Source organism: Vibrio mexicanus, assembly GCF_001012815.1.
GTDB lineage: Bacteria > Pseudomonadota > Gammaproteobacteria > Enterobacterales > Vibrionaceae > Vibrio > Vibrio mexicanus.
Genome location: NZ_JYJP01000003.1, coordinates 1 through 22,287, shown reverse-complemented (window position 1 = coordinate 22,287; position 22,287 = coordinate 1). Strand labels below are relative to the sequence as shown.

Annotated in this window: 17 protein-coding genes and 2 pseudogenes; 12 read left to right on the top strand and 7 right to left on the bottom strand. The window is 45.2% G+C overall.

Annotated features, from left to right (window positions below):
- Positions 1–113 precede the first annotated feature (113 nt).
- Both UA76_RS00930 and UA76_RS00925 read left to right on the top strand, forming a co-directional pair.
- Complete coding sequence (locus tag UA76_RS00930) at positions 114–599, top strand: acyl-CoA thioesterase (RefSeq protein ID WP_047042219.1); 486 nt, start codon at positions 114–116, stop codon at positions 597–599.
- Between the two features lie 167 nt (positions 600–766).
- A complete protein-coding gene (locus tag UA76_RS00925) occupies positions 767–1,012 on the top strand; it encodes a hypothetical protein (protein WP_047042217.1) in 246 nt (81 codons plus the stop codon).
- 470 nt (positions 1,013–1,482) lie between these two features.
- On the opposite strand, the gene malG is transcribed toward UA76_RS00925, so the two are convergent.
- The 3 genes and pseudogenes from malG to malE form a co-directional block, all read right to left on the bottom strand.
- A complete protein-coding gene (gene malG / locus UA76_RS00920; protein WP_047042215.1) occupies positions 1,483–2,373 on the bottom strand; it encodes a maltose ABC transporter permease MalG in 891 nt (296 codons plus the stop codon).
- 11 nt (positions 2,374–2,384) lie between these two features.
- Positions 2,385–3,958, bottom strand: a pseudogene (malF, locus tag UA76_RS00915) (maltose ABC transporter permease MalF).
- A gap of 74 nt (positions 3,959–4,032) precedes the next feature.
- The gene (malE, locus tag UA76_RS00910) at positions 4,033–5,214 is read right to left on the bottom strand and encodes a maltose/maltodextrin ABC transporter substrate-binding protein MalE (RefSeq protein WP_047042213.1); all 1,182 of its coding nucleotides are present in this window, start codon (positions 5,212–5,214) and stop codon (positions 4,033–4,035) included.
- Positions 5,215–5,862: 648 nt separating this feature from the next.
- Here malE and malK point away from each other — a divergent pair.
- Both malK and UA76_RS00900 read left to right on the top strand, forming a co-directional pair.
- Positions 5,863–6,986: pseudogene (malK, locus tag UA76_RS00905) on the top strand (maltose/maltodextrin ABC transporter ATP-binding protein MalK).
- Positions 6,987–7,325: 339 nt separating this feature from the next.
- The gene (locus tag UA76_RS00900; protein WP_047042212.1) at positions 7,326–9,185 is read left to right on the top strand and encodes a hypothetical protein; all 1,860 of its coding nucleotides are present in this window, start codon (positions 7,326–7,328) and stop codon (positions 9,183–9,185) included.
- Between the two features lie 245 nt (positions 9,186–9,430).
- On the opposite strand, the gene UA76_RS00895 is transcribed toward UA76_RS00900, so the two are convergent.
- The gene (locus tag UA76_RS00895; RefSeq protein WP_047042211.1) at positions 9,431–10,963 is read right to left on the bottom strand and encodes a glutamate synthase-related protein; all 1,533 of its coding nucleotides are present in this window, start codon (positions 10,961–10,963) and stop codon (positions 9,431–9,433) included.
- A gap of 206 nt (positions 10,964–11,169) precedes the next feature.
- On the opposite strand from UA76_RS00895, the gene UA76_RS00890 reads away from it, so the two are divergent.
- Positions 11,170–12,180, top strand: coding sequence for a polysaccharide deacetylase family protein (locus UA76_RS00890; protein ID WP_337588487.1), 1,011 nt, complete (start codon positions 11,170–11,172; stop codon positions 12,178–12,180).
- A 30-nt stretch (positions 12,181–12,210) separates the two neighbouring features.
- A complete protein-coding gene (locus tag UA76_RS25365) occupies positions 12,211–12,525 on the top strand; it encodes a carbohydrate-binding protein (RefSeq protein WP_337588486.1) in 315 nt (104 codons plus the stop codon).
- 70 nt (positions 12,526–12,595) lie between these two features.
- Here UA76_RS25365 and UA76_RS00885 read toward each other — a convergent pair whose 3' ends face one another.
- Complete coding sequence (locus tag UA76_RS00885) at positions 12,596–13,696, bottom strand: linear amide C-N hydrolase (protein WP_202906890.1); 1,101 nt, start codon at positions 13,694–13,696, stop codon at positions 12,596–12,598.
- 124 nt (positions 13,697–13,820) lie between these two features.
- Here UA76_RS00885 and UA76_RS00880 point away from each other — a divergent pair, with 124 nt between their 5' ends.
- From UA76_RS00880 to UA76_RS00870, 3 genes are all read left to right on the top strand, one after another.
- Positions 13,821–14,711 carry a LysR family transcriptional regulator gene (locus UA76_RS00880; RefSeq protein ID WP_047042210.1) on the top strand — a complete coding sequence of 297 codons (891 nt, stop codon included), beginning with the start codon at positions 13,821–13,823 and terminating at the stop codon, positions 14,709–14,711.
- Between the two features lie 257 nt (positions 14,712–14,968).
- A complete protein-coding gene (locus UA76_RS00875; RefSeq protein WP_047042209.1) occupies positions 14,969–15,895 on the top strand; it encodes a histone deacetylase family protein in 927 nt (308 codons plus the stop codon).
- 329 nt (positions 15,896–16,224) lie between these two features.
- Positions 16,225–17,895 carry a PKD domain-containing protein gene (locus tag UA76_RS00870; protein WP_052771891.1) on the top strand — a complete coding sequence of 557 codons (1,671 nt, stop codon included), beginning with the start codon at positions 16,225–16,227 and terminating at the stop codon, positions 17,893–17,895.
- Between the two features lie 105 nt (positions 17,896–18,000).
- Here the strand turns inward: UA76_RS00870 and UA76_RS00865 are convergent, their stop codons facing one another.
- Positions 18,001–18,549: a cysteine hydrolase family protein gene (locus UA76_RS00865; RefSeq protein WP_047042208.1), complete on the bottom strand. Its 549-nt coding sequence runs from the start codon at positions 18,547–18,549 to the stop codon at positions 18,001–18,003.
- 134 nt (positions 18,550–18,683) lie between these two features.
- On the opposite strand from UA76_RS00865, the gene UA76_RS00860 reads away from it, so the two are divergent.
- Together UA76_RS00860 and UA76_RS00855 are read left to right on the top strand one after the other, a co-directional pair.
- Positions 18,684–18,917 carry a hypothetical protein gene (locus UA76_RS00860; protein WP_157617532.1) on the top strand — a complete coding sequence of 78 codons (234 nt, stop codon included), beginning with the start codon at positions 18,684–18,686 and terminating at the stop codon, positions 18,915–18,917.
- A gap of 35 nt (positions 18,918–18,952) precedes the next feature.
- A complete protein-coding gene (locus UA76_RS00855) occupies positions 18,953–19,594 on the top strand; it encodes a GlxA family transcriptional regulator (RefSeq protein WP_337588488.1) in 642 nt (213 codons plus the stop codon).
- A 105-nt stretch (positions 19,595–19,699) separates the two neighbouring features.
- On the opposite strand, the gene UA76_RS00850 is transcribed toward UA76_RS00855, so the two are convergent.
- Positions 19,700–20,878, bottom strand: a complete 1,179-nt coding sequence (locus tag UA76_RS00850) for a lytic polysaccharide monooxygenase (protein ID WP_047042206.1) — start codon at positions 20,876–20,878, stop codon at positions 19,700–19,702.
- A 439-nt stretch (positions 20,879–21,317) separates the two neighbouring features.
- Between UA76_RS00850 and UA76_RS00845 the strand changes: the two genes are divergently transcribed.
- Entirely contained in the window at positions 21,318–22,049 is a 732-nt protein-coding gene (locus UA76_RS00845; RefSeq protein ID WP_047042204.1) for a class I SAM-dependent methyltransferase, read from the top strand.
- Positions 22,050–22,287 lie beyond the last annotated feature (238 nt).

Sequence of the window (22,287 nt, the reverse complement as noted above, 5' to 3'; positions counted from 1 at the left end):
GCGTTTTAGGCTCAAACGCGAGCGAGCACTATCAATCGAGCCGAACTATTATATAAACATTACGGTTTTTTGATGATATTGTTATCAAAAATAACAATATAAGGAAGTACACGATGAGCACTCAACAACGCGACATCACTTTGCGCTTTTTAGCTGAGCCGGGAGACGTTAACTTCGGTGGTAAAGTCCATGGGGGTGCAGTCATGAAATGGATTGACCTTGCAGCCTACGCCTGCGCTGCGGGTTGGAGTGGTAAATATTGTATTACCGCATACGCTGGTGGTATTCGATTTGTCGAACCTATCTTTGTCGGCAACCTCGTTGAAGTCACAGGCAAAGTCATCTACACCGGCAGCTCTTCTATGCATATCGCACTTGATGTTCAAGCAAGCGACCCGAAAGAGCTCAACAACCGCCTTACCACGCACTGCATCGTCATTATGGTCGCGGTTGATGGCAATGGTAAACCAACTAAGGTACCGGAGTGGGTGCCAGAAACAGAAGAAGACATTGAGCTTCGTAACTCTGCTATTCGCTTAATGAACATGCGTAAAGAGATCGGAGAAGAGATGGAGGCCCACGTTAAGTACTTGAAATAAGCTAGCCACGCGTCCTCAATAATTTTAAAAGCAGCGACTCTTCTCAATCTGGGTCGCTGTCACATAACCTCAATACCACCTTCATCAATTTTAAAAATCTGTCATCAAACCTTCATCTTGATTTGATTAAATCCCATGCTCCTAATAATAATTACAAGGGTTTAAGATTGAACCTAGGCGAAACCACTTTGAGTGAATCGACACTCAATAACCCTAAAGCTGTCGAATATCAATGGGTAAGAACCTTATACGTTGAAGGCTATCAACCCGATGAGATCAACCACTACATTCAAGCGTGTTTTGGAGGTGATGATATCTTTGCCGATCTATTCCGCAAAGTCGCTCTCCACAAAGAAAGCCGCTACGTGCTGCTTCAATATTTAGGATGCGCGCCTTCTAGTCGCGAGTTCTAAACGCTAACAACTAAAAACCTGTACTACCGAAAGCCTAGCTCTGTAGTCGTTGAGCTGATTTCAGGGCTTACCTTCACGCACACCTTCCTCTACAAAGTGACACTTTTGTCACTTCTAAATATGTAACATATTAATTCGTTTCATAACAAAACTTGTTATGACTCGCACACTTTATTGCCTTCGTTATTCTTTCTACTATAAATTCTTATAATTGAGTCACTTAGGTTCACAGCCCTACTCAAGCTGTGGATTTAAAGGTGTTATGCAGTAGGCATAAAAAAACCCAAGCTGAGCTCGGGTTTTGGTTACAAAAACTGTTAGTTATGTTCTGTCGTAAGGAAAAGCTAACAGCCAGCTATGCGTAACGCCAAAATAGGATTGTTCTCTGTTGCAACTTGTCGGCGGCCAAACCAAATATGTTGCACGAGAAACAAAAATTTGGGCGACCCTAGTGGTCGCCCTTATCGTTTTTATCCTTTCACACCACCAGCCGTAAGTCCTCCGACTAACCAGCGCTGTGCAAGCAAAAATACGATGGTTATAGGCAACGCAGATAGTACTGCTGCCGCTGCAAAATCACCCCACAGATAGTTTTGCGGGTAGAGATATTGCTGCATACCTACTGCTAACGTATAAGAATTTACGTCAGAAAGCAATAAAGATGCGACCGGAACCTCACCAACGGTTGCAATAAATGACAAAATGAACACTACCGCAAGGATTGGCACAGACAGTGGTAATAGTACCAATCTAAAGGCCTGCCACGGTGTTGCGCCGTCAAGCGCAGCCGCTTCTTCTAAAGAGTTATCAATTGTTTCAAAGTAACCTTTAATCGTCCAAACATGCAGTGCAATACCGCCTAGGTAAGAGAAGATAAGACCGCCATGCGTGTTCAAACCAAGGAACGGAATGTACTGTCCCAGCTTGTCAAACAGAGCATAAATCGCTACCAGTGCCAGTACTGCTGGGAACATCTGGAAGATCATCATTGCCTTAAGGATTGTGTTCTTACCTTTAAAGCGCATACGAGCAAACGCATAAGCAGATGTCGTCGACAGTGCCACGATAAGAATAGACGTGATACCCGCAACTTTAACCGAGTTCCAAAGCCAAGTTAGAACCGGGAACGGAGGTGGCGTCACTGAGCCATCTGCGTGTGTCACGGTAAAGCCTAGAGCCAACTTCCAGTGCTCCAAAGATGGGTTATCTGGAATGAGACTCCCCGTTGCAAAGTTACCTTCACGGAACGAAATCGCAACTACCATCAATAGAGGAAAGATGATCATCGCAAGGAAGACCCAAAGGGCAATATGGGTTGCCCATACTCGATATTTTAGAGATTTACCTTGTACCATTGCCATGTCAATTCTCCTTAATCTTGTGAAAGCTTAGTGAAACGAAGGTTAAGCAGAGCTAACGCACCTACAAGTAGGAAGATAAGCGTCGCGATTGCACTTGCCAGACCGAAGTCTTGACCACCAGCGCCTTCGAAGGCAATACGGTATGTGTAGCTAACCAGTAAGTCTGTGTAACCTGCAGGCTCAGACGTACCAATCATGTTCGGACCACCGCCGGTTAACAGCTGAATCATTACGAAGTTATTAAAGTTAAACGCAAAGCTCGCAATCAGTAGTGGAGTCAAAGGTTTGATCATCAGTGGCAGTGTGATCTTCGTGAAATTATGGATGAAGTTCGCACCATCAATCGCTGATGCTTCATACAAGTCATCTGGAATCGCTTTCAATAGACCCATACACAGAATCATCATGTAAGGGAAACCGAGCCAAGTATTCACGATGAGAACCATGGTTTTCGCAAGGATTGGATCTGAGAACCAAGAAGGCTAATGCCGAACAAGGTCTCTAACACCATATTTATCTCACCAAAGCTTTGGTTAAACAAACCTTTAAAGATAAGAATCGAGATAAACGCTGGTACCGCATACGGAAGGATGAGCAGCACTCGGTAAACTGAGCGGCCTTTCAGCTCTTCCCACTGCACAACGCTTGCTAAAACAAGGCCAATAACCAGTGTTGCAATAACCGTGATAACAGAGAATACCACTGTCCAGATGAAGATACTGATGAATGGCTGTTTGATGCCGTCATCTTTCCATACACGCTCGAAGTTATGAGTGCCGATACCAACCACGAAACCTGGTGAAGTTGTTGAACCAAAGAACTGACCGTTCTCATCAACAGTTTGGTAGAAACCCACTTCCATGTTTGGTTTCAATGTTTCGCCAGTATCGTTGTTTAGTAGAGTTTCGCCATCTTCTTGAAGCGTATATAAAGGCATTACACCCGCAAATTTGCGCAATCCGCTCATGCGAATCTCATCACCATTCGGCAACTGAAGATCCAAGCCAGTGATAGCGGAACGGTTTTGAATGATCGTTCGGATGACCTCTTTCTCGCCAACCACTTCTTCAACTGGCTTGAGATCCATTTCCATTGCGGTTAGCTCACCAAGATTAAAGGCGTCTGTCACCAACAGTTGGTCACCGTCGTTAATCACAATCTTGTGGCCCTGCTCAGTTTTGTAAAGAGAGAATGGGTAGCTGTCACCACTTTGGTACGTTCTGTCTAGAAGAACACTTTGCGCACGCTCTAAGGTGAGCTGGTTTTTAGCGCTGTAGTTAGTAAACGCAAGCCCGACGGTGTATGCCAAAGGGAAAAGAATGAAAATAATCATTCCGGCAATACCCGGGTAGATGTAGCGATGAGCGTATGTTTTTTTGCTACCGAAAATGTAAAGGGCGAGCGCAGTGAGAATAACGGTAAGTAGCGCGAAAGCAACTTCACCGCGTGAATACATTAGAATCGTGGCGTAGCCATTGATAAGGCCAACTGTCCCTAAAAGGGACCATTTAATAAAGACACTCTTACTACTCGGTGCTGTCTTCATACCACCTTCAATGGCATCGGTACCTTGGACTGACTGCATATTGAAACCTGCTAGCGAAACAAAATTGAAAAGTAAGGAGGGGTTACCCCTCCTTAAAAGGGGTGTTACTTGGATTAACGAGTCATCTGTTTTTCAGCGTCAGAAAGCGCAGCATCAACAGTTTGACGATCGTCAACGATGTTGATGATTGCATTCTTAGCCGATTCCCAGAACGCACTCATTTGTGGGATGTTAGGCATGATTTCGCCGTTCATCGCATTGTCCATCGTCGCCGCGATGCGAGTATCTGCATCTAGCTCACGTTGGAATGAGTTTAGAGCAACAGCGCCTAGTGGCTTGTCGTCGTTCACTTTACGTAGGCCATCGTTAGTCAGTAGGTAGTTCTCTAGGAACTCAACCGCTAGGTCTTTGTTTGGCGAAGCTGTGCTGATACCCGCCGTTAGTACGCCAACGAATGGTTTAGAAGACTTACCGTTAAACTTAGGCAGTGTTGCTACGCCGTAGTTAATACCAGACGTTTCGATGTTACCCCAAGACCATGGACCGTTGATTGTCATCGCCGTGTTGCCTTGGTTAAACGCAGCTTCAGAAACTGAGTAGTCCATGTCTGGAGAGATTACGCCAGAGTCTACTAGGCCTTTAACAAAGTTCATTGCATCTTTAACGCCATCATTTGCGATACCCGCATCTTTGATGTCGTAACCAGTTGCACCGTATTTGAACGCGTAACCACCGTCAGCTGCCATTAACGGCCAAGTGAAGTACGGTTCTTTTAGGTTCCACATGATTGCAGTTTTGCCATCTTTTTGCAGCTTCTCGTTAAGAGCCGCTACTTCTTCCCAAGTCTTCGGCGGGTTAGGAACAAGATCTTTGTTGTAGATTAGAGATAGTGATTCGATTGCAATTGGGTAACCGATAATCTTGCCATCGTACTTAACTGCATCCCATGCAAAATCGACGATGCCTTCTTGAATCTCTTTCGAAGGTTTTAGTTCAGCCAGTAGACCCGCTTCTGCATAACCACCGAATCGATCGTGAGCCCAAAACACAATGTCCGGACCAGCACCAGTAGACGCAACTTGCGGGAAGCGTGCTTCTAGGCCGTCTGGGTGAGCCACGGTTACTTTGATCCCCGTGTCTTCTTCAAACTTCTTACCAACTTCAGCAAGGCCGTTGTATCCTTTATCGCCGTTAATCCAGATTGTTAGTTGACCTTCTTCGATAGCAGCGTTAGCACCAAAAGAGCCAAGAGCGACAAGCGTTCCAAGTGCTACTGTGCTTAGGGCGTTTTTCATGTTCATATCCTTTTTATTTTTGTGTTGTAGGCTTCACCAGAAGGATTCGCCATATTTCGTCATACATCATTAAAGAAAACGAGTCAGCTCTCATCCTCCTACTCCCTACGCCCTAACTATTATGGCGTATTTTCGTGATCACCATCGGTGCAGACTAATGACCAAAATCACAAAATTGGTGCATTGCGTGATTGGAGTCACCAATGTCATCTAATTTTTTTTGATCTACGTCTCGAAGTGTTGAATCCTCCCCTTCGCCTCCTCCCCTTCTACTACCCCTTTAAAAAAAATCGATAGGAGGATGTTCGCTCTGGCTAGGTCGAGCAAACTACAGACATCCAAGAGTGGATAGTAAGAACCCTTTCCAGTGATTTTGCTGATCTTCGTATCGCATGAGCTGGCTTACAACGCTGAATTGGGCTGCTGTAATAGGTCATTTACGTTTAACGCTTTAATTAAACGGGGGAGAGCGACCTATTCGGGGGAGGTATCTCAATTTTTAGCGCTGGAGGGTGATAGAGAATACGCTCATCACCCTTTTTTTCTTATTTTTGTCCAACTAACTGTATTCCTACTATTATCGCAAACGAGATAACTCATATAATGAATAGCGATAAGTATAATTTATAAAGATCGAGGACGAGCTACATGACGAGTGTCACGTTAAAAAACGTATGTAAAGCCTACGGCGATGTTCTAATTTCCAAGAACGTAGACCTAGATATCAAAGAGGGCGAGTTCGTTGTCTTTGTTGGTCCATCAGGTTGTGGTAAGTCTACACTGTTACGCTGTATCGCTGGCCTAGAAGACATCACATCTGGTGATCTCTACATTGGCGACCAACACATGAACGATGTTGAACCATCGAAACGCGGTGTTGGTATGGTATTCCAATCCTACGCGCTTTACCCACACCTAAACCTATACGACAACATGTCTTTCGGCCTAAAACTTGCGAACGCAGACAAAGGCGAGATCGAAAAACGTGTTGAGCACGCTGCTGAAATCCTGCAGCTAAGCCACCTTCTTGAGCGTCAACCAAAAGCCTATCGGGTGGTCAGCGTCAGCGTGTTGCTATTGGTCGTACACTTGTTTCTCAGCCAAATGTTTTCCTACTGGATGAGCCTCTGTCTAACCTTGATGCCGCGCTGCGTGTTCAGATGCGCTCTGAAATCACTAAGCTTCAACGCAAACTTGGCTGCACCATGATTTACGTAACGCACGATCAGGTTGAAGCCATGACCATGGCTGACAAGATTGTCGTTCTTGACGCAGGTTACGTGTCTCAAGTTGGTCGCCCACTAGAGCTGTACCACTACCCACAAAACCGCTTCGTAGCCGGCTTCATTGGCTCACCGAAAATGAACTTCATGAGCGTGTTCATTGACGAAGTAGAAAAAGAGCAAGTGAAAGTTCAACTTTCAAACGGTACGTCTTTCTGGATTCCTGTGGATGGCACTACTGTGACTCGCGGCGAGCGCATGTCACTAGGTGTACGCCCAGAGCATCTACTTTCGGCTCAAGACGGCGATGCGACAATCTCTGGTGAAGTGATGATTGTTGAGAAGCTAGGAAACGAAACGCAAGTATATCTAAACCTAGAAGGCGCAGATGCTGATGTTATCTATCGTCAACCAGACACGTTAGACGTAGAAGCAGGTGATCACCTAGAGATCGGCATTCCTGCGCACCGTTGTCACCTATTCCACTCAGACGGCAAAGCATGCCGCCGACTACACCAAGAAAACGGCGTAGAGCTACCAGTAGCGTAACTTCGAAATCTTTTCCTAATAAAAAACCAGCCATACGGCTGGTTTTTTGTTTTCTAGACCCGCTTCCAGAGTGAAGAATATTTATCCACTAAATCTTAAAATTACGACACATTAGAATTCATAATTAAGACTCTTATTAGCAGAAATTATTGACTTTAAGACAGCTTCTTTTTCCAATCAGTCAATCAAGTAAAAGTAGTTAAATTTTTCATTAAATAATTATTAATAAGACACTTAGAGATCGCAATTTTATAAACTTCGCCTCAATCGGTATATTCAGAATCAGTCACTTTCTACATAATCCAAACTGATTGATTAGAAATATGGATATAGATATTGATGATGAGAAATATAACTCTGGCAGTGATTATCACTACGTTAATTGGATGTGGTGGAGGTGATGATGATAGTAATGGTGGAAGTAACAATAACGCAGGCTCACAATCAACCTCTCAACAAGAGCCAGTAGTTCAATTATCAACGACTAGGCTCGAAGCCCAGAACAACGGTGTAATCTCGCCAAACACTTCAGTTCAACTCACACTCAATGAAAGTGAGGCCAACAACACCTTCTATCTTACTTATGAACAAGAAGCTCAGAGCTACGTTTCTGATGTTTCCTTTGACGAAATAGACGCTGCTAATGTAATCGTTTACTTCGAACTCGAACCCGGTTACAAGTTAGGAGAAGGCACCCATAATGAAACTCTAGATCTCAATATCTGTAGGGATAGTGCCTGTACGAATCCTATAGATGGATCTCCCTTCAAACTCGACTTCTCGTATACTGTCTCCCTACCCGAATCGGTATCTTTAAACATACCTTCGACACAACAGATTATTCGCGAAACTGATGATACGCAGACAGCCTACCAACTATCCAGTGTTGCAACTATTAGCGGCTTTCCCGACGCTTCCGCTTCTCATGCCGCGCATTATCGAATTCGTAGTAATCACCCGAGCATAGATCATCTGTTTGTGTGGGTAGCTAACAATGAACTAAACGTTAATCAAACGCTTAAGAGCGTTGATCAACTGTCCGAAGGGGTAACATCAGAAAAAATTTACATTGATGCTTGCTACGATACTGCCTGCGTTTACCCAATTAGCGGAAGCCCGCTTGAATTAACCTTAGAGCATAATTTGGTAGATGTTACACCAAACACTCCAACAGATAAGCTTACCCATAATAAGCAAGTGCTTCTCAGCCATAATGTAATAGACGCAGAGTACATGAAAGACTCTAGCTTTTTGATCTTAACTTCTACCTCACCTTCGAATAGCGTCTACATCTATAACACATCAATTTGGACATACATAAAGTTTGACTTAGCAGCAGCACCAACAAGTTTAAGTATTGATGAAATTGATACGCTTGGTCGCTTTGCCATTGGTCATGCCAACAGTGTTACCATTTTTGATCTTGATACTCTCACTCCAGCAAATACGAGCAGTAAGACAATCGATTTAGGATTCGAAGTTTACGATCAAGCGGTTAAGGGCGAATACCTTTGGGCGATATCTAACACCGAGCAATGGGGAAACCTTACCACTGTAAAAATATCAAACTCAGAGATTACGAGTAGCTCTGGTCAATTTTATCGTCACAGTTCTAACATGAAGATAAGCCCAAATGGCAATCAGCTCTATCTCATGAGCACCGTAGGATCACCTCGCGATCTTTATCGTGCAGACATCAGTGTACCGAGCGCGCCAGCTGGCGCCGTCGATTCTCAGTACATAGGTGAATACAGGATGTGTCCTAGCTTTTGGATTACTGAAGATGCGAGTTCATTGATTGACCAGTGCGGCAACCGCTTTTCACTATCGGAAGTCGAAGCTGATGATATGGTCTACTCTGGAAAAATGGATCGCTTGGATACGAGTATCGGTTGGGATCATCCGCTCATTCATATTACCGAAGCTTCTGCGACTCAGTTCGCCGCGGTTGATAAAGAGGACATCGCTGGAATTCGTTTTTATGATAAGGCTACACTAACACAGTCAGGACACTATTCACTCATGGATTACGATGTCGAAGTTGGCGTGCACGCTCAAACCATTCCGCTAATGGCGTTTAGTCATAGGCCGAATGAATTGCTAATTGTTACCCGCAGCACTCACTCTGGCACTGATTACTTCACGCTAATAGAGCTAATCAGCCGTAACCTATTATTGGAGCAGTTCCCTGATAACTAGGGGCTGCTCTTTTCTCGCATGGCTACAGATTTTGAGCTAAGCAAACGCTTCTCTTAACCACTGAGTCACAGCTTCACGTTCTTGTTTTGGACCGTTTACCTTGATCTACATTTCATCCAAAGCTTTGTCCATGGATATGAGGCAAGTTACGGCCAATTAAGATAAGGCCCCCTCCTCAATTCCATAAAAACAAAAAATGAATACCCCAATATTGGAGTGCTCCTTCCTATACTGGCAATGAATCCTCAGACACCTGAATAATGAATACCGGATAGCTTAGCCATTTCTTGATTCCAAGTCGCTAAATCTCGATACTCAAAGTCGCCCAAGCTCGCATGACCGCAAGCGCGTGACATTACTTGCATCAGCTCGACCGAAGCCTCAAAAAAGTTCTTGAGTTGATTGGACGCCTTGTCGACATTGAGCCGCTGGCGAAGATCCGCTTTTTGGGTCGCAATACCCGCAGGGCAATTGTTGGTGTTACACATTCGAGCCGCGACACAGCCTATCGATTGCATAGCACTGTTTGAAATCGCCACACCGTCTGCGCCCAGTGCCATCGCTTTCACAAAGTCCATTGGTACTCGTAATCCACCAGTGATAATCAGGGTTACTTTACCCGTTGAATCATGTTGATCGAGGTATTTTCGTGCCCGCGCTAATGCCGGAATCGTCGGCACACTTATGTGATCACGGAACATTTCTGGCGCTGCGCCCGTACCACCACCTCGCCCATCAAGAATGATGTAATCTGCGCTGGCATCTAACGCAAATTGAATGTCTTCTTCAATATGATTGGCACTCAGTTTAAAGCCAATTGGGATGCCACCCGTCACCTCGCGGACTCTGTCAGCAAAACGCTTAAAGTCTTCGGCCGTGTGAAGGTCAGCAAAGGTTGGCGGGGAAATCGCGTCTGTCCCCTCTGGAATACCTCGAACCTGCGAAATCTTGCCAATGTTCTTAGTGCCCGGTAAGTGACCTCCCGTGCCAGTTTTCGCCCCTTGCCCGCCTTTAAAATGGAAGGCTTGCACACTTTTGAGCTTCGACTCTTCAAAGCCAAACCCAGCACTGGCATATTCATAAAAATATCGAGAGTTAGCTTGTTGCTCCTCTGGTAACATGCCTCCTTCCCCAGAACAAATACCGGTTCCTGCTAGCTCGGCACCTTTCGCCAGTGATAATTTGGCTTCTTCCGATAGCGCACCGAAACTCATGTCAGAGACAAACAATGGAATTTTCAAGTGCAAAGGTTTTTTCGCATTTGGGCCAATAACCAACTCGGTCGCAACGTCAACATTCTCCATCAAGGGTTTTTGTGCCATTTGCGCTACCATGACTTGAATATCATCCCAATGCGGTAGCTGATGCCTAGGAACGCCCATTGACGTCATCGGTCCGTGATGACCTAGCTTTGAGAGCCCTTCTCTTGCCAGTTGATGTATAAACTCAACGGTCGGTTCTTCGATCGTGACGGTAGCGATTGGAGCACCGCTACTTACTTGCGCACTTACCCCGCCCTCCTTACCTACTTGCTCTGCGGTAAATTGTTTGTGGCTGCCATCACAGTAGGGGAAATTGGCGGAATGTTTACATTTACATAGATAGCTATCACCCGATTTATCTGCCGTAAATGCTTTAGGTTTAAAATCAGTCCCCGCATGCGAGCCATCGCAATAGGGTTGATTGGCCGAGCGGCCACAGGTACAGAAGTAATAATCTTTGCCTTCGACTAACTCAACCTTGCTGGGTTTGTTGTCGGCTACGACTGGTTTGCTCATAGTGCATCCTTATAGTGAATGTCTTCCATTGCTCATTCACAAGCATAGATGATGATTACCGATTGATGACAAGAAATTACCTTTTAGTCAGTTACATAAATCCTTTAAATCACTCGAACTCCTAAGTTTGCTTCAAGCAAATACCTCATTAGCAACTAGGTTTTTAGTGCACCTATCCTCCAATCAAACAAAAGGGTTTTGCTTTCATGCTAACTGTGAAAACACCATTACGACGCACTATTGTGCCATTAATTATTTCTGCATTCTTTGCCCCGCTTTCTCTCGCAGAGCAAGGTTTTGATGCTTTTCCTCCTTCGAAAGAATCACCAATTGCCACACAAGTCACCCCCATGTTTATCACTCTCGGATTTGATGACAATCTCGAGATTAACGGACTTTCTTGGATTATGGATCTACTGGCAAATAATCATAACCCTAACGGACACGACGCCTACGCGAACCGCGACTTAAGAGCCAGCTTCTTCATGCATTGTGAACCCGCAATGGAAAACGAAGACGTAAAAACCTTGTGGCGTCAATTAGTTCAAATCGGGCATGAAGTGGCTAACCATAGCCAAACTCACCCAGACGACAAAGTGAACTACAACCCGCTTCAGTCTTGGATGACTGCTGAGCAGTGGCAAGAAGAAGTGACTTTGTGTAACAAACTACTGACTCGATCTACTGAAGAAGGCGGAATAGGCGTAGAAACCGTCTTTGGCTTTCGCGCCCCTTTCATGACCTATAACGACAACACTCTGAATGCCGTGGTTAACAACGGCATCCGCTATGACGTGAGCTTTCCAGCAGGAATTACACCAGATCAAGACGGTACCAATAATATTTGGCCGCACACCCTAGAAAATGGCAGCCCGTCCCATGCAATGGCGGCGTCAGGAGGATGGAAACCTGTTATCGACAATTACCCAGGCCTTTGGGAGATCCCTCTCCATACCTTAATTGTGCCACCAGATTCAAAGATGGAGCACTATGGCCTAAATTATTCTCTGCGCGACAAGATTGCAGGTCGCATTGGTTACTTCGACCCAAATAACGGTAAGGGGGACAACTTTGATTGGAATCTCTACTTTACACCCAATTGGGGCGCGGCTGGGCTCAGTGAAGACGATGTAGTTGCTATCTATCAGTACAACTTAGACTTGAGGTTAGAAGGCAATCGTGCGCCGCTCACACTTGGTCTGCACTCAGCATTCTAAGGGCTACTCAATGGCGGCGAACATTTTGGTATGCCTGAAACCACGGTTGAAAGCCGACAAAATGTTCTGAAACGATTCATTCAATATGCGCTATCAAAACCCGAAGTTCGTTTCGTTACCCACAATGAACTGATTGATTGGATGAAAGATCCGGAGGCTCTAACTCTCTGCCCAAGCAATGATTGGCAGCCGCATCAAGCCTATCCAAAAGGCGAGACCGTTTTCTTTCAAGGAAAGATGTGGCGCGCTAAATGGTGGACTCAGCTTGAGATTCCAGGAAACACAGACCACTCTCCTTGGGAACCTATTAACAGCTGCACGCCAATAACACCGTTATCTCAATAGTCCACAAAACATAAAAAGCTCAGCCTACGAAGGGCTGAGCATCTTTTAGCAAGTCATCTGACTTTAAGACCTATTGGTAGTAATTCGCCATGGTGCCTAAACTTGGCTTAAACTCGCTCGTCACATCACCAAATAAATCCGCTCGGTCAGCTTGCAACGTGTAGTTTTCACCATCATTAAGTTCCTCAAAATTAACAAAGTAGTGCGTGTAAGTATCTTGATATTGATAGCGTACATTCAAGATTTGCTGATCAAGGTTGTACGTTAACGTGTACTGAGTGTCATACCCCGTCATCTCACCATCGACGACACGGTTTGCAGCATCATTCGGAACCTTGTAAGTCACGGAATCCAGTTTTGCCAATCCATTGGTATAGCTAGTAGGCTCCTTTAGCTGCTCACTCATGTAAGAGTTCCAAATGAATCTCTGACTTGAAATTACGTTACCCGGTAGCTCAAACGTACCTTGATATTCATTCGCGTTGGACGGTTTTACTTCTTCCCAGTTTTTCAGATGTTGCTGGTAGACCGGGCTGTTGGTCATCACCTTGTACTCTTTACCATGGAAGATGCTCAACTCTCCATCCACAAACTCAATGATAGCCGAATCTCCACTCGCATCTTGTAATGAGTAGTGTCCCGAAAGTTTATGCGCACCTTCACCGAACTGATGGACTTGCAACTGCTCCACCACCTCTAGAGCCTCTTCTACTGTCGCAAAGCTGTCTAGTAGGTAGGCAATAAAGCGAGTGTTAACGATCTGCTTTTTCGAATCATCAATCTCGCCGACGTTTTCTTCATCTAGAAAAAGTCCATTGGCCGAAAACCCTACTTCGTTGAACCCATCTACAAGGCCAACGCCAAACGCCGTCATACCTATTGAGGCATATTTTGACGTCCATTCCAATGCACCCTCTCCGTCATAGCCTGTGTAAGACTGTCCTTTCGTGCGAACTTCCACCGTTGGGTTACTCGGTGTGAACCAATCCATGGTTCGACTCACAAACACTCCATAGTCTTCCGTTTCCCATAAAATCCGGGAACATGCTTCCGCATAGCCGATTCCACCCGTTACTGTTGCAGCAACGAACAAGGACAAAAATGATTTACGTGCTTGATTTAACATGTCGATACCTTTGTTGTCATGATTTGCAGTTACTTTATAAAACATTGTGTGATGCGTAATCTCAGTAACGTTGGGCAACGCTTAACAACAATGAGGTGACACCGTTTAATGGGAACGATAGTATGTTTTTCGCACTCTAAAACTCACCGCATTATTGGGCAGTAGAAGTATGAGATTTACGCTTGAACAGTTGGAAGCTTTCGTTGCAGTTGTCGAAAAAGGCTCTTTCAGTAGCGCCGCGAGACAGTTACGAAAAGACCGTGCCACCGTCCATCAGCATGTTGGCAATCTAGAGATTGATCTAGGTGTCACGCTTTTTGACCGAAGTAAGAAGCTCCCAACCCCAACTCAAGAAGCCAACGACCTGTTTGTTCAAGCTAAACACATCATCTACCAAAGCCAACTATTCGAGAGCCAAAGTGACAGCATCGCCAACCAAGAAGAGGTCGAAATCACCATCTGCTACGACAACAGCATCTCTCCAGCAGTTCTTGCTAAGATTAATGCTCTCACGTCAGAACAGTACCCATTCACCAAGTTAAACTGGTTACACCGAGGGCGGGAAGCATCATTACAAGCGATCGAGAATCGAGACTGTGACCTTGCAATCACGTTCAACAAAGGCAATAACAAACCCAATAGTGGAATTCACTTTGTGAATTTGGGATATCATAAGTTCGCTCTTTATTGCCATCAAAGCAGCCCACTTGCGAAAACTCAATCTGTCGAGTTAGAAACACTCATCAAACATAAACAGTATCTCCTAGAAGATCTCGGAGAAATTCCGTTTGGAGACCAGCTGCGTTTTTCCAGTGATATCGCAACGATTAGCAATGTCGATTTGTTGCTGGAAACTCTGAAACATGGTGGATGGACGGCCCTATCCTGCGACATGATGAGCAGACACGCCGATGCTAACTCATACCATAAACTCAACCTAAGCTTTGCCTCTCAAGAGGGACGCATCGGTTACGTACTCTTTTCGCAAGCCAAAGCGGCCAAGGGTGTTGTCATTCAATTCATTGAAAAGAAAATTATCGCGGCGTTTAAGAGCGAATGACCTGTTCTCTGCGCCATAAAGAACCTATTTCTAGGCACTATTAACAAAATCGAGCATCCACCAAGAAGCAAACATAAGTGCGGAGAACAAGGTAATTGCGCCGAGCGAGCCCGCTATGACGCCTAAAATCAACATAACCTTAATGTTATTCATATAGTAAAATTTAAAATGCAATTGATAATTATTATCATAATATCTTTTGCATTGATTAAGCAAGTTGATAACATAGCGTTCACTGCTTGTTACTTGTACTCATTATGATCCCGCTTGTTTATCACCCTTGTTATTCGCAATTGCCGCTGCCAAAAGAACACCGCTATCCCATCAATAAGTATCGTTTACTGTTTGAAGAAATCACCCGACTTCAAGCCACGGATAAAGAGTGGGCGAAACACTTTGTTTTTCACCAGCCGGAGCCCCTGTCGGTTGAGCAAGTAAAACAAACACATTGCGAAGATTACGTGGACAGCTTGGTTACAGGCTCCTTACCTGCTGCCAAAATGCGTCGCATTGGCTTTCCTTGGAGCGACACTCTCATTCAGCGCACGCTCACTTCTTCGGCAGGCACACTATTAACCGCAGAGCTGGCAGTCGAGCACGGTATCGCCATTCATTTAAGTGGTGGTTATCATCATGCCCATCGAGATTATGGCAGCGGTTTCTGCCTATTTAATGACCTTGTGATCGCCGCAAATCACGCGCTCACACATGAGCAAGTTGATAAGGTGTTGATTGTCGACAGCGATGTCCACCACGGTGATGGCACAGCAACTCTTTGTGCAGATAACCCCGACATCGTTACCGTCTCATTTCATTGTGAAAAAAACTTCCCTGCAAGAAAGCCTGGCTCTGATTACGATATTGGCCTTGCTAAAGAGACTGGCGATGAAGAATTTCTTTCCCATTTTGCTGACGTGGTTGAAATGGCCATCAACTTCCACCAGCCCGATCTCATCATCTACGACGCAGGGGTCGATATCCATGTAGATGACGAGCTTGGCTTTTTTAATGTCTCTACCCAAGCTCTATATGAGAGAGATTGTAAGATGTTCGAGCTTGCCACAAACAAAAGAATTCCAATTGGATGTGTTGTTGGCGGCGGCTATCGGAGCAATCACCATGACCTTGTACCCGTTCATTTGCAACTGCTTAACGCAGCAATTGATACGTACAAACCACGCTAAAACAATGTTGGAGTCAGTGCTTTGAAAATGTGGAAATCACCCAATACCACTTTAATCTAAGCCGAAGCATCATTGCTCATTTCATAAGGTAATCATGCCTTGCAACAGTTATAGCCATTCATTCTCGCAGAAAGAAAGCGCAGCGCACTTATTCTCTGCTACATAGAGGTCAGGCTAGAGTAAAACAAACATATCAGTTACTTATCAAATAGAACCTCGTCGAATCTCGCTGTAAAGAAATTGAAATAATCCAACTCAACAAACTGGCCAAACTACTGTGAATAAGTAACACAACGTCGTGTTAATCAATCATATTTAAAGGAATAACAATGGCTAGAATTGTTCACCGTCGTAAGGCCAAGTTGGGCCTCATTACTGCTGTCCTACTACTTTCTTCAGGCTACAGCCACTCATCTTTTGCACTCTACAATGGTCAAACTGAACTCCCCGATATTTCGACAACTGTCACCGTCAACACTCAACTAGGTTCCGCCCTTTTCACTGAAAGTGCTCCGGCGAATCTCATCATCTTTTCCGAGCCTGGCGCCAGTTTTATCAAAGTTCATATTGCCGAACTGAGCTTGCCAGATGGAGCAACATTAGAGATTGCTAACCCTGATCGCAGTGAGATCTTCCATTATCGCGACGAGTTGAACACACCCAAAACTATCGATACCGCCGCAGGTGACAATGGCACGACAAGCTTTTCCGCCATGTCAGTGACCGGAGACGCGGTTGAAGTACGCCTACTTGGCAACAGCGCTAATGCCAACGTTGTCATTGATTCCATTCAGGTGGGTTTACCTAACGAACAAATCGAGCAAATCGTTAACGCGAACTCCAATGGGGAAGAGTCCATCTGTGGGAGCGATAACAAACGAGCAGCCGTCTGCTACGCCGATTCGCATTCGACCGAGTATCAACACAGTAAACCAGTCGCAAGGCTGCTCATTGATGGTCGAAGCTTATGTACCGCGTGGCGAGTAGGTCCAGACAACCTATTAATGACCAACAACCACTGTATCGAAACCGCCGCTGAAGCGGCCAACACTGAGGTTTGGTTCAACTACCAGCTGGCCAGCTGTGGCGGCAGCCGAGCCACCACCACCAAAGTACAAGCCAATCAACTACTAGAGACGGGCTACACACTCGACTACAGTTTATTCACCGTAAGCAACTATGCCGCCATCGAGTCCTTTGGCTATCTCGGCCTTGACCCTCGCATCCCAAATCAATCGGAAACGATCTATATTCCACAGCACCCTGGAGGCCGCTTAAAAGAGCTTGGCGTTGAAACTGACTATCAAGGTACACGTTGTATCGTCGATGCGCCAATCACCAATGGCCACGGCGCCAATACCGATGCAGGCTATTTGTGTGATACCGAAGGCGGGTCATCGGGATCTCCGGTACTAGCGGCAAGCAGTAACAACGTTATCGCGCTACACCACTTAGGTGGTTGCTATAACAAAGGCGCTCATATCAGCAAAATCTGGCCATCTATTTCGCAGTACTTCCCAGCAGGCGTACCCAACAGTAATGTCGGCTCAAGCAGTGGTGGCGGAAGTCAGCAGCAAGCGCCTGTCGCCAATATCGATGTTCAATGTTCACAGCTATCGTGCTCTTTCAATGCTAGTCGCTCTTACGACAGTGACGGCCAAATCTCCACATACAGCTGGAAGCTTGGCGACGGTTCAACCAGCGAGAGTATCAGTGGCAGTCATAGCTATGGCGCAGCAGGTCAATATACCCTTAGCCTAACAGTGACGGACGACTCTGGCCTGTCCGATACCGCTACTCAGGTTGTTTCCGTTCAGTATTCCCCTTCAACGGGTTGTAATGGTGTTGCGACCTGGCAAGCGAATCAGGTGTATTTGGGTGGGGATCAAGTTCAGCATCTTGGTATTCAATACGAAGCCAAATGGTGGACGCAAGGCGACAGCCCAGCTGATTTCTCAGGGCAATGGGAAGTATGGAAGTCGATTGGGCAGTGTCAGTAGTTTAAGTAACAAGAAAGTAAAGCGTCTGTAAACTCAGCGACGCTTTACTCAAATTATAGACACCAATAGAGCCAGTCCTATGTAGGACTGGCTCTATTGTATCGCTTAAGCGTTTAAATATTGCTCTGTCGTAGCCAAGTTGGCCAGCATTTGAACTTCAGCCAAAGCGGATTTATGAACAGTTTGCGCAGGCAGCACCTCTCCTTGGATCTCCAAATCGCGCGTCGCACAAGCATCGGTAATTACGGTTGCCATGTAGCCTCTTTCCATTGCCGCTCTTGTCGTTGTGCTTACACACATGTGGGTCATCATGCCGGCAATGACTAAATTCTGTATACCGTGTTCCTCAAGTACGTCCTGCAAATTGGTTTGCCAGAATGCACTTGGGAACTGTTTTTTAATCACAATTTCATCACTTCGTGCAGCAACAGATTCATGAACTTGTTGCCCTCGGGTACCGCGAAGCAGAAATGGTCGTGATTCGTCCACATTGTCGTGTTCAATATGAATAACAAGTTGTCCAGTTTGTCTGAAACTATCTAACAATTGTCGCGCGTTATTCGCCGCTGCAAGTGGGTGTTCAAGCGGTAGTTTTCCACCCTCAAAGTAATCATTTTGAATGTCGATAAGAACTAAAGCAGTTTTACTATTCATGGTGTCTTTCCCTGTTTATGACGTTAAAGACAGTCTACAAATAACGTTGCCTTTCACTAATGACCGTATTAGACTTATTTTGGTCATTTTAAGACAGAATGGATGACTTACTTGGTGAGTCTTTAGGGGGAAGCATGTGGACAGTGACCGTTGTGGAATATCAAGATGCAATGCGCGCTGCAATTTATGGTATCGAGGACCTTTTCGGTATCGCGAACCGTTTCTCACCAGAGCCCATCTTTAAGGTGGAGCATCTCTGCGTCAAATCGTTAGATTCATTTCAGGATGACAGGGCTCACCACCAGCGACTTATCTTCCTCCCCCCTGCAGTGCCGATCCGTTACCAAACTTTGAACAAAATGAGTTAACCGACTGGCTTCATAAACAATCTCAACTCAACGCCATTATTGCCGCGTCATGTGCTGGCGTTTTCTGGTTAGGCAGTGCAAAGCTTTTAAACGACAAAGTTGCAACCACTCACTGGAAACTTTGCGATGCATTGGCTAAGCGGTACCCCGAGATTGAGATGGTCGAAAAGCGAGATATCGTTGTCGACCAAGGTAATATCGTTACGGCTGCGGGGTTGTTTGCTTATCAAGATCTCGCACTTCATATGATTGCTCGCTGTGCAGGCTACGACCTTGCAAAGCAAGTTGCAGACTTCTCTCTACTGGATCTCAACGGGAGACTACAAGCTTACTATGAACGCTTTGCTCCAAACCTATCTCACGGAGATGCACTGATTTTGGACGCCCAAAAGCTATGCGAAGAAAAAGTGACTATCTCAGTAAAAGAACTTGCTGAGCATTGCCACATAAGTGAGCGTTCACTACACCGAAAGTTTGTTGCAACGACTGGCTTATCACCTAAGCAATACCTCACCTTAACCAAGATAGAACGAGCAAGAACCCTATTAGCCCTACCGACAATGTCAGTGGAGAAAGTTGCCTATGAACTCGGCTACATGGATGTCAGTAACTTTAATCGAACATTTCGCAAAGAAACGGGACTCACACCTTCGGCATTTCGGGCCCGTCAGCAATAAGGTTCGGCTAACTTGCAAACTTGAAAAGGCCTCTCGATGTTCGAGAGGCTTAATGATTATAAAAGCCGAAGCGTTCTATCTAAACAATGGATTACTGAACAGCGATTAACGCCAAACGCCCCACTCACCTGTGGTTCCTGGCTCCTCGCCAGATGTCCACCACTGCGCGGTCCACTCACGGCCGTTGTGCGTCACTACATCGCCGGTATTGTAAGTCGCGTCACTCTTCCATAAATTTACTGGGTCGACAGGTGGTGTGTCGGCTTTGATTAACGACAATGCATAGCTAAAGGTGTTATCTGGTGCGAACACTTTGTTGGCGTAGATGTTATTGGTATCAAACATGTAATGGCTCATTGCTTCATGCCAAATACCCACGTACCAATCTCCAGTCTGCTGAGAATTAAACTGGTCGGCAAGTTCCGCCGGCCAAGTGCTGGTGTTCGTTGCAGAAATTGGTAAAGAAAGGTCGACAATTTCAGTACCTATTGCGTTGAAAGTTCTAAAGCGAATAGTATCGCCAGCTTCAATTGGGCCAAATCCTTGAGGAACAAAATAACCTAAAGAAGTCAGATTGTTTGCCGGATCGGTTGGATTGCCCGGATCCGTTGGTGGGTTTGTTCCACCACTGGCGGTTAGTGTAATATCACTACAGTTGTAAAAACCTTCACCCACCACATCGATTCGCTGCCAGCGCGTGAAGAAAATCGCATCACCGCTACGGTCTGCTGGGAAGGTTACTTTCATTCTGTAGCGCTTATCTGCATCCACAGTGACATCGCCAACCGTATCAATAAGATCAAGGTCAGACCATTTTAGCGGCCGAGTGAAATCATGGCCCGGTTTGGTCAGGTAAAACTCCCAGTAAGATGGGTTATGAGGCGCTTGGCCAAAAAACACGAAATCAATTTGATTGTTCTCATCCAATGTGACTTGAGTACGCTGCCATTGAGTCGAAGCAATGCTCAAGCCTTTTTTAGCCGAATCACCTGCTGAACAAAGTTCACCATCAGGAACGATCGCCGTCACGTGGGCCATATCACGGTAGTTTGGTACGTTCGCAGACACTTCACTGCGCTGTACAAACGGGTAAGCACCCGACATATCGTAAGCTGCCTGACAGGCTGCATTTGGGATCTCATTTGTCCAAAAACCGCCATCTTCATAACATACATTTTGACGAGCATTTGGGAACTCGTTCCAGCCATGCGCTTGAACGCAGAGGGAACTTAACGCCGCTACAGCCCCTAAGCCCATTAAAGGGAGTATCGATTTGCTTTTCATCATTCATCCTTAAGGTTAACTGACAAATCGCTCATATTTTGAGCGTTAGAATAATTGCCCAATAAACCTAGACAGATGATTGTTATTTAGCTCCGACATTTTGAAGTTTATTAGTAATAATCCCATGTGCTTCCCAACATTTTTGTCGGCTGAAATGGCGTGCCACATTGTCTTTCGAGTCACTTCATATACCGAATCCACAAACTCATAGCACAAGCTTTCAGAGCGAAATTACAGATTGCGAATCTCTGTTAGCTTGAATAAACACCAAAAAATAAATCTATCAATAATCATTGCAGATACCTTCATTTTGAAACTCATTATGCGAACATTTTCTACACCGTCCGTAGCTTAGACACAACCAACTGAAATTGTTGATAATAATTTATGGCACATACCATGCTAGTTAAGGAGATCCAGCCACTGCGAGGAACAACTCATGGATGTTAGCGTACGTAAACTCAGGACAGATCAAACAACTTCGTTTGACACCGAGTACATCGATCAAAACATGTTCGACAACTTAACCAAACACATCGATATGCTCTTTCCTACTAATCTACCTTTTCACCTACTCGATGTAGGAGGAGGCAATGGCCTGTATGCCGATAAAATTCTAAATAGGTACGCAACAGCTGAAGTCACTTTACTGGAGCCTGAACGTTCGCTAATAAGTAAGAATGTTCTCCATCCACGTAAACATCTGATTGAAGCTCTATTCCAGGAAGAAAGTTGTGAGCAGCCTTTTGACATAATTCAGTTCAATTGGGTGTTGCATCACTTTGTCAGCCATACCTACCAATCCACGACTGAACTTCAACAAAGTGCTTTAACACGAGCCCACGACCAATTGAACGCGCGCGGCTTAGTTATCATCTTCGAGAATTTTTACGAAGGCATGGTGGTACGCAACCTACCGAGCTCTCTCATCTATCAATCCACCTCTTCCAAGATCCTTGCCCCCATTACCAGTAAAATGGGCGCGAATACCGCAGGTGTTGGGGTCTGCTTTAATAGTCGAAGTGCATGGCATGACATGCTTATAGAAGCGGGCTTCAAAACCATTCTGCATGTCCCCTTTTACGCATTTGGTAACTTAAGCGTGTTCAAATCGCGATTACTCCACCTAAAACAACAAAACGTTGGGCTCTTAATCGGCCGAAAAGATTAGCTAAACCCTAAGCTAAGCCTGCGTTTATTATAAATTAAGTTGCACTCAAATCTATAATCGTCATCTATACTTTTACCTACTGTATATAAGGAAAAGGAAGAGCTGAATAAATGGCAAGGATGACAACTTGGTTTGATAGCTTAACCATGAGGCGCAAGCTACTCATGGGGTTTTCTATTCCCATTATTTTACTTTTGATGGTCGCAACAATTGTTCATAGAAACACCCAGTCGATGAA

Bases quoted from the DNA above. Each gene is read 5' to 3' on its own strand.
- UA76_RS00930 (WP_047042219.1), top strand. From the start codon at position 114: ATGAGCACTCAACAACGCGACATCACTTTGCGCTTTTTAGCTGAGCCG.
- malG (WP_047042215.1), bottom strand. From the start codon at position 2,373: ATGGCAATGGTACAAGGTAAATCTCTAAAATATCGAGTATGGGCAACC.
- malE (WP_047042213.1), bottom strand. From the start codon at position 5,214: ATGAAAAACGCCCTAAGCACAGTAGCACTTGGAACGCTTGTCGCTCTT.
- UA76_RS00900 (WP_047042212.1), top strand. From the start codon at position 7,326: ATGATGAGAAATATAACTCTGGCAGTGATTATCACTACGTTAATTGGA.
- UA76_RS00895 (WP_047042211.1), bottom strand. From the start codon at position 10,963: ATGAGCAAACCAGTCGTAGCCGACAACAAACCCAGCAAGGTTGAGTTA.
- UA76_RS00890 (WP_337588487.1), top strand. From the start codon at position 11,170: ATGCTAACTGTGAAAACACCATTACGACGCACTATTGTGCCATTAATT.
- UA76_RS25365 (WP_337588486.1), top strand. From the start codon at position 12,211: ATGCCTGAAACCACGGTTGAAAGCCGACAAAATGTTCTGAAACGATTC.
- UA76_RS00885 (WP_202906890.1), bottom strand. From the start codon at position 13,696: ATGTTTTATAAAGTAACTGCAAATCATGACAACAAAGGTATCGACATG.
- UA76_RS00880 (WP_047042210.1), top strand. From the start codon at position 13,821: ATGAGATTTACGCTTGAACAGTTGGAAGCTTTCGTTGCAGTTGTCGAA.
- UA76_RS00875 (WP_047042209.1), top strand. From the start codon at position 14,969: ATGATCCCGCTTGTTTATCACCCTTGTTATTCGCAATTGCCGCTGCCA.
- UA76_RS00870 (WP_052771891.1), top strand. From the start codon at position 16,225: ATGGCTAGAATTGTTCACCGTCGTAAGGCCAAGTTGGGCCTCATTACT.
- UA76_RS00865 (WP_047042208.1), bottom strand. From the start codon at position 18,549: ATGAATAGTAAAACTGCTTTAGTTCTTATCGACATTCAAAATGATTAC.
- UA76_RS00860 (WP_157617532.1), top strand. From the start codon at position 18,684: ATGTGGACAGTGACCGTTGTGGAATATCAAGATGCAATGCGCGCTGCA.
- UA76_RS00850 (WP_047042206.1), bottom strand. From the start codon at position 20,878: ATGAAAAGCAAATCGATACTCCCTTTAATGGGCTTAGGGGCTGTAGCG.
- UA76_RS00845 (WP_047042204.1), top strand. From the start codon at position 21,318: ATGGATGTTAGCGTACGTAAACTCAGGACAGATCAAACAACTTCGTTT.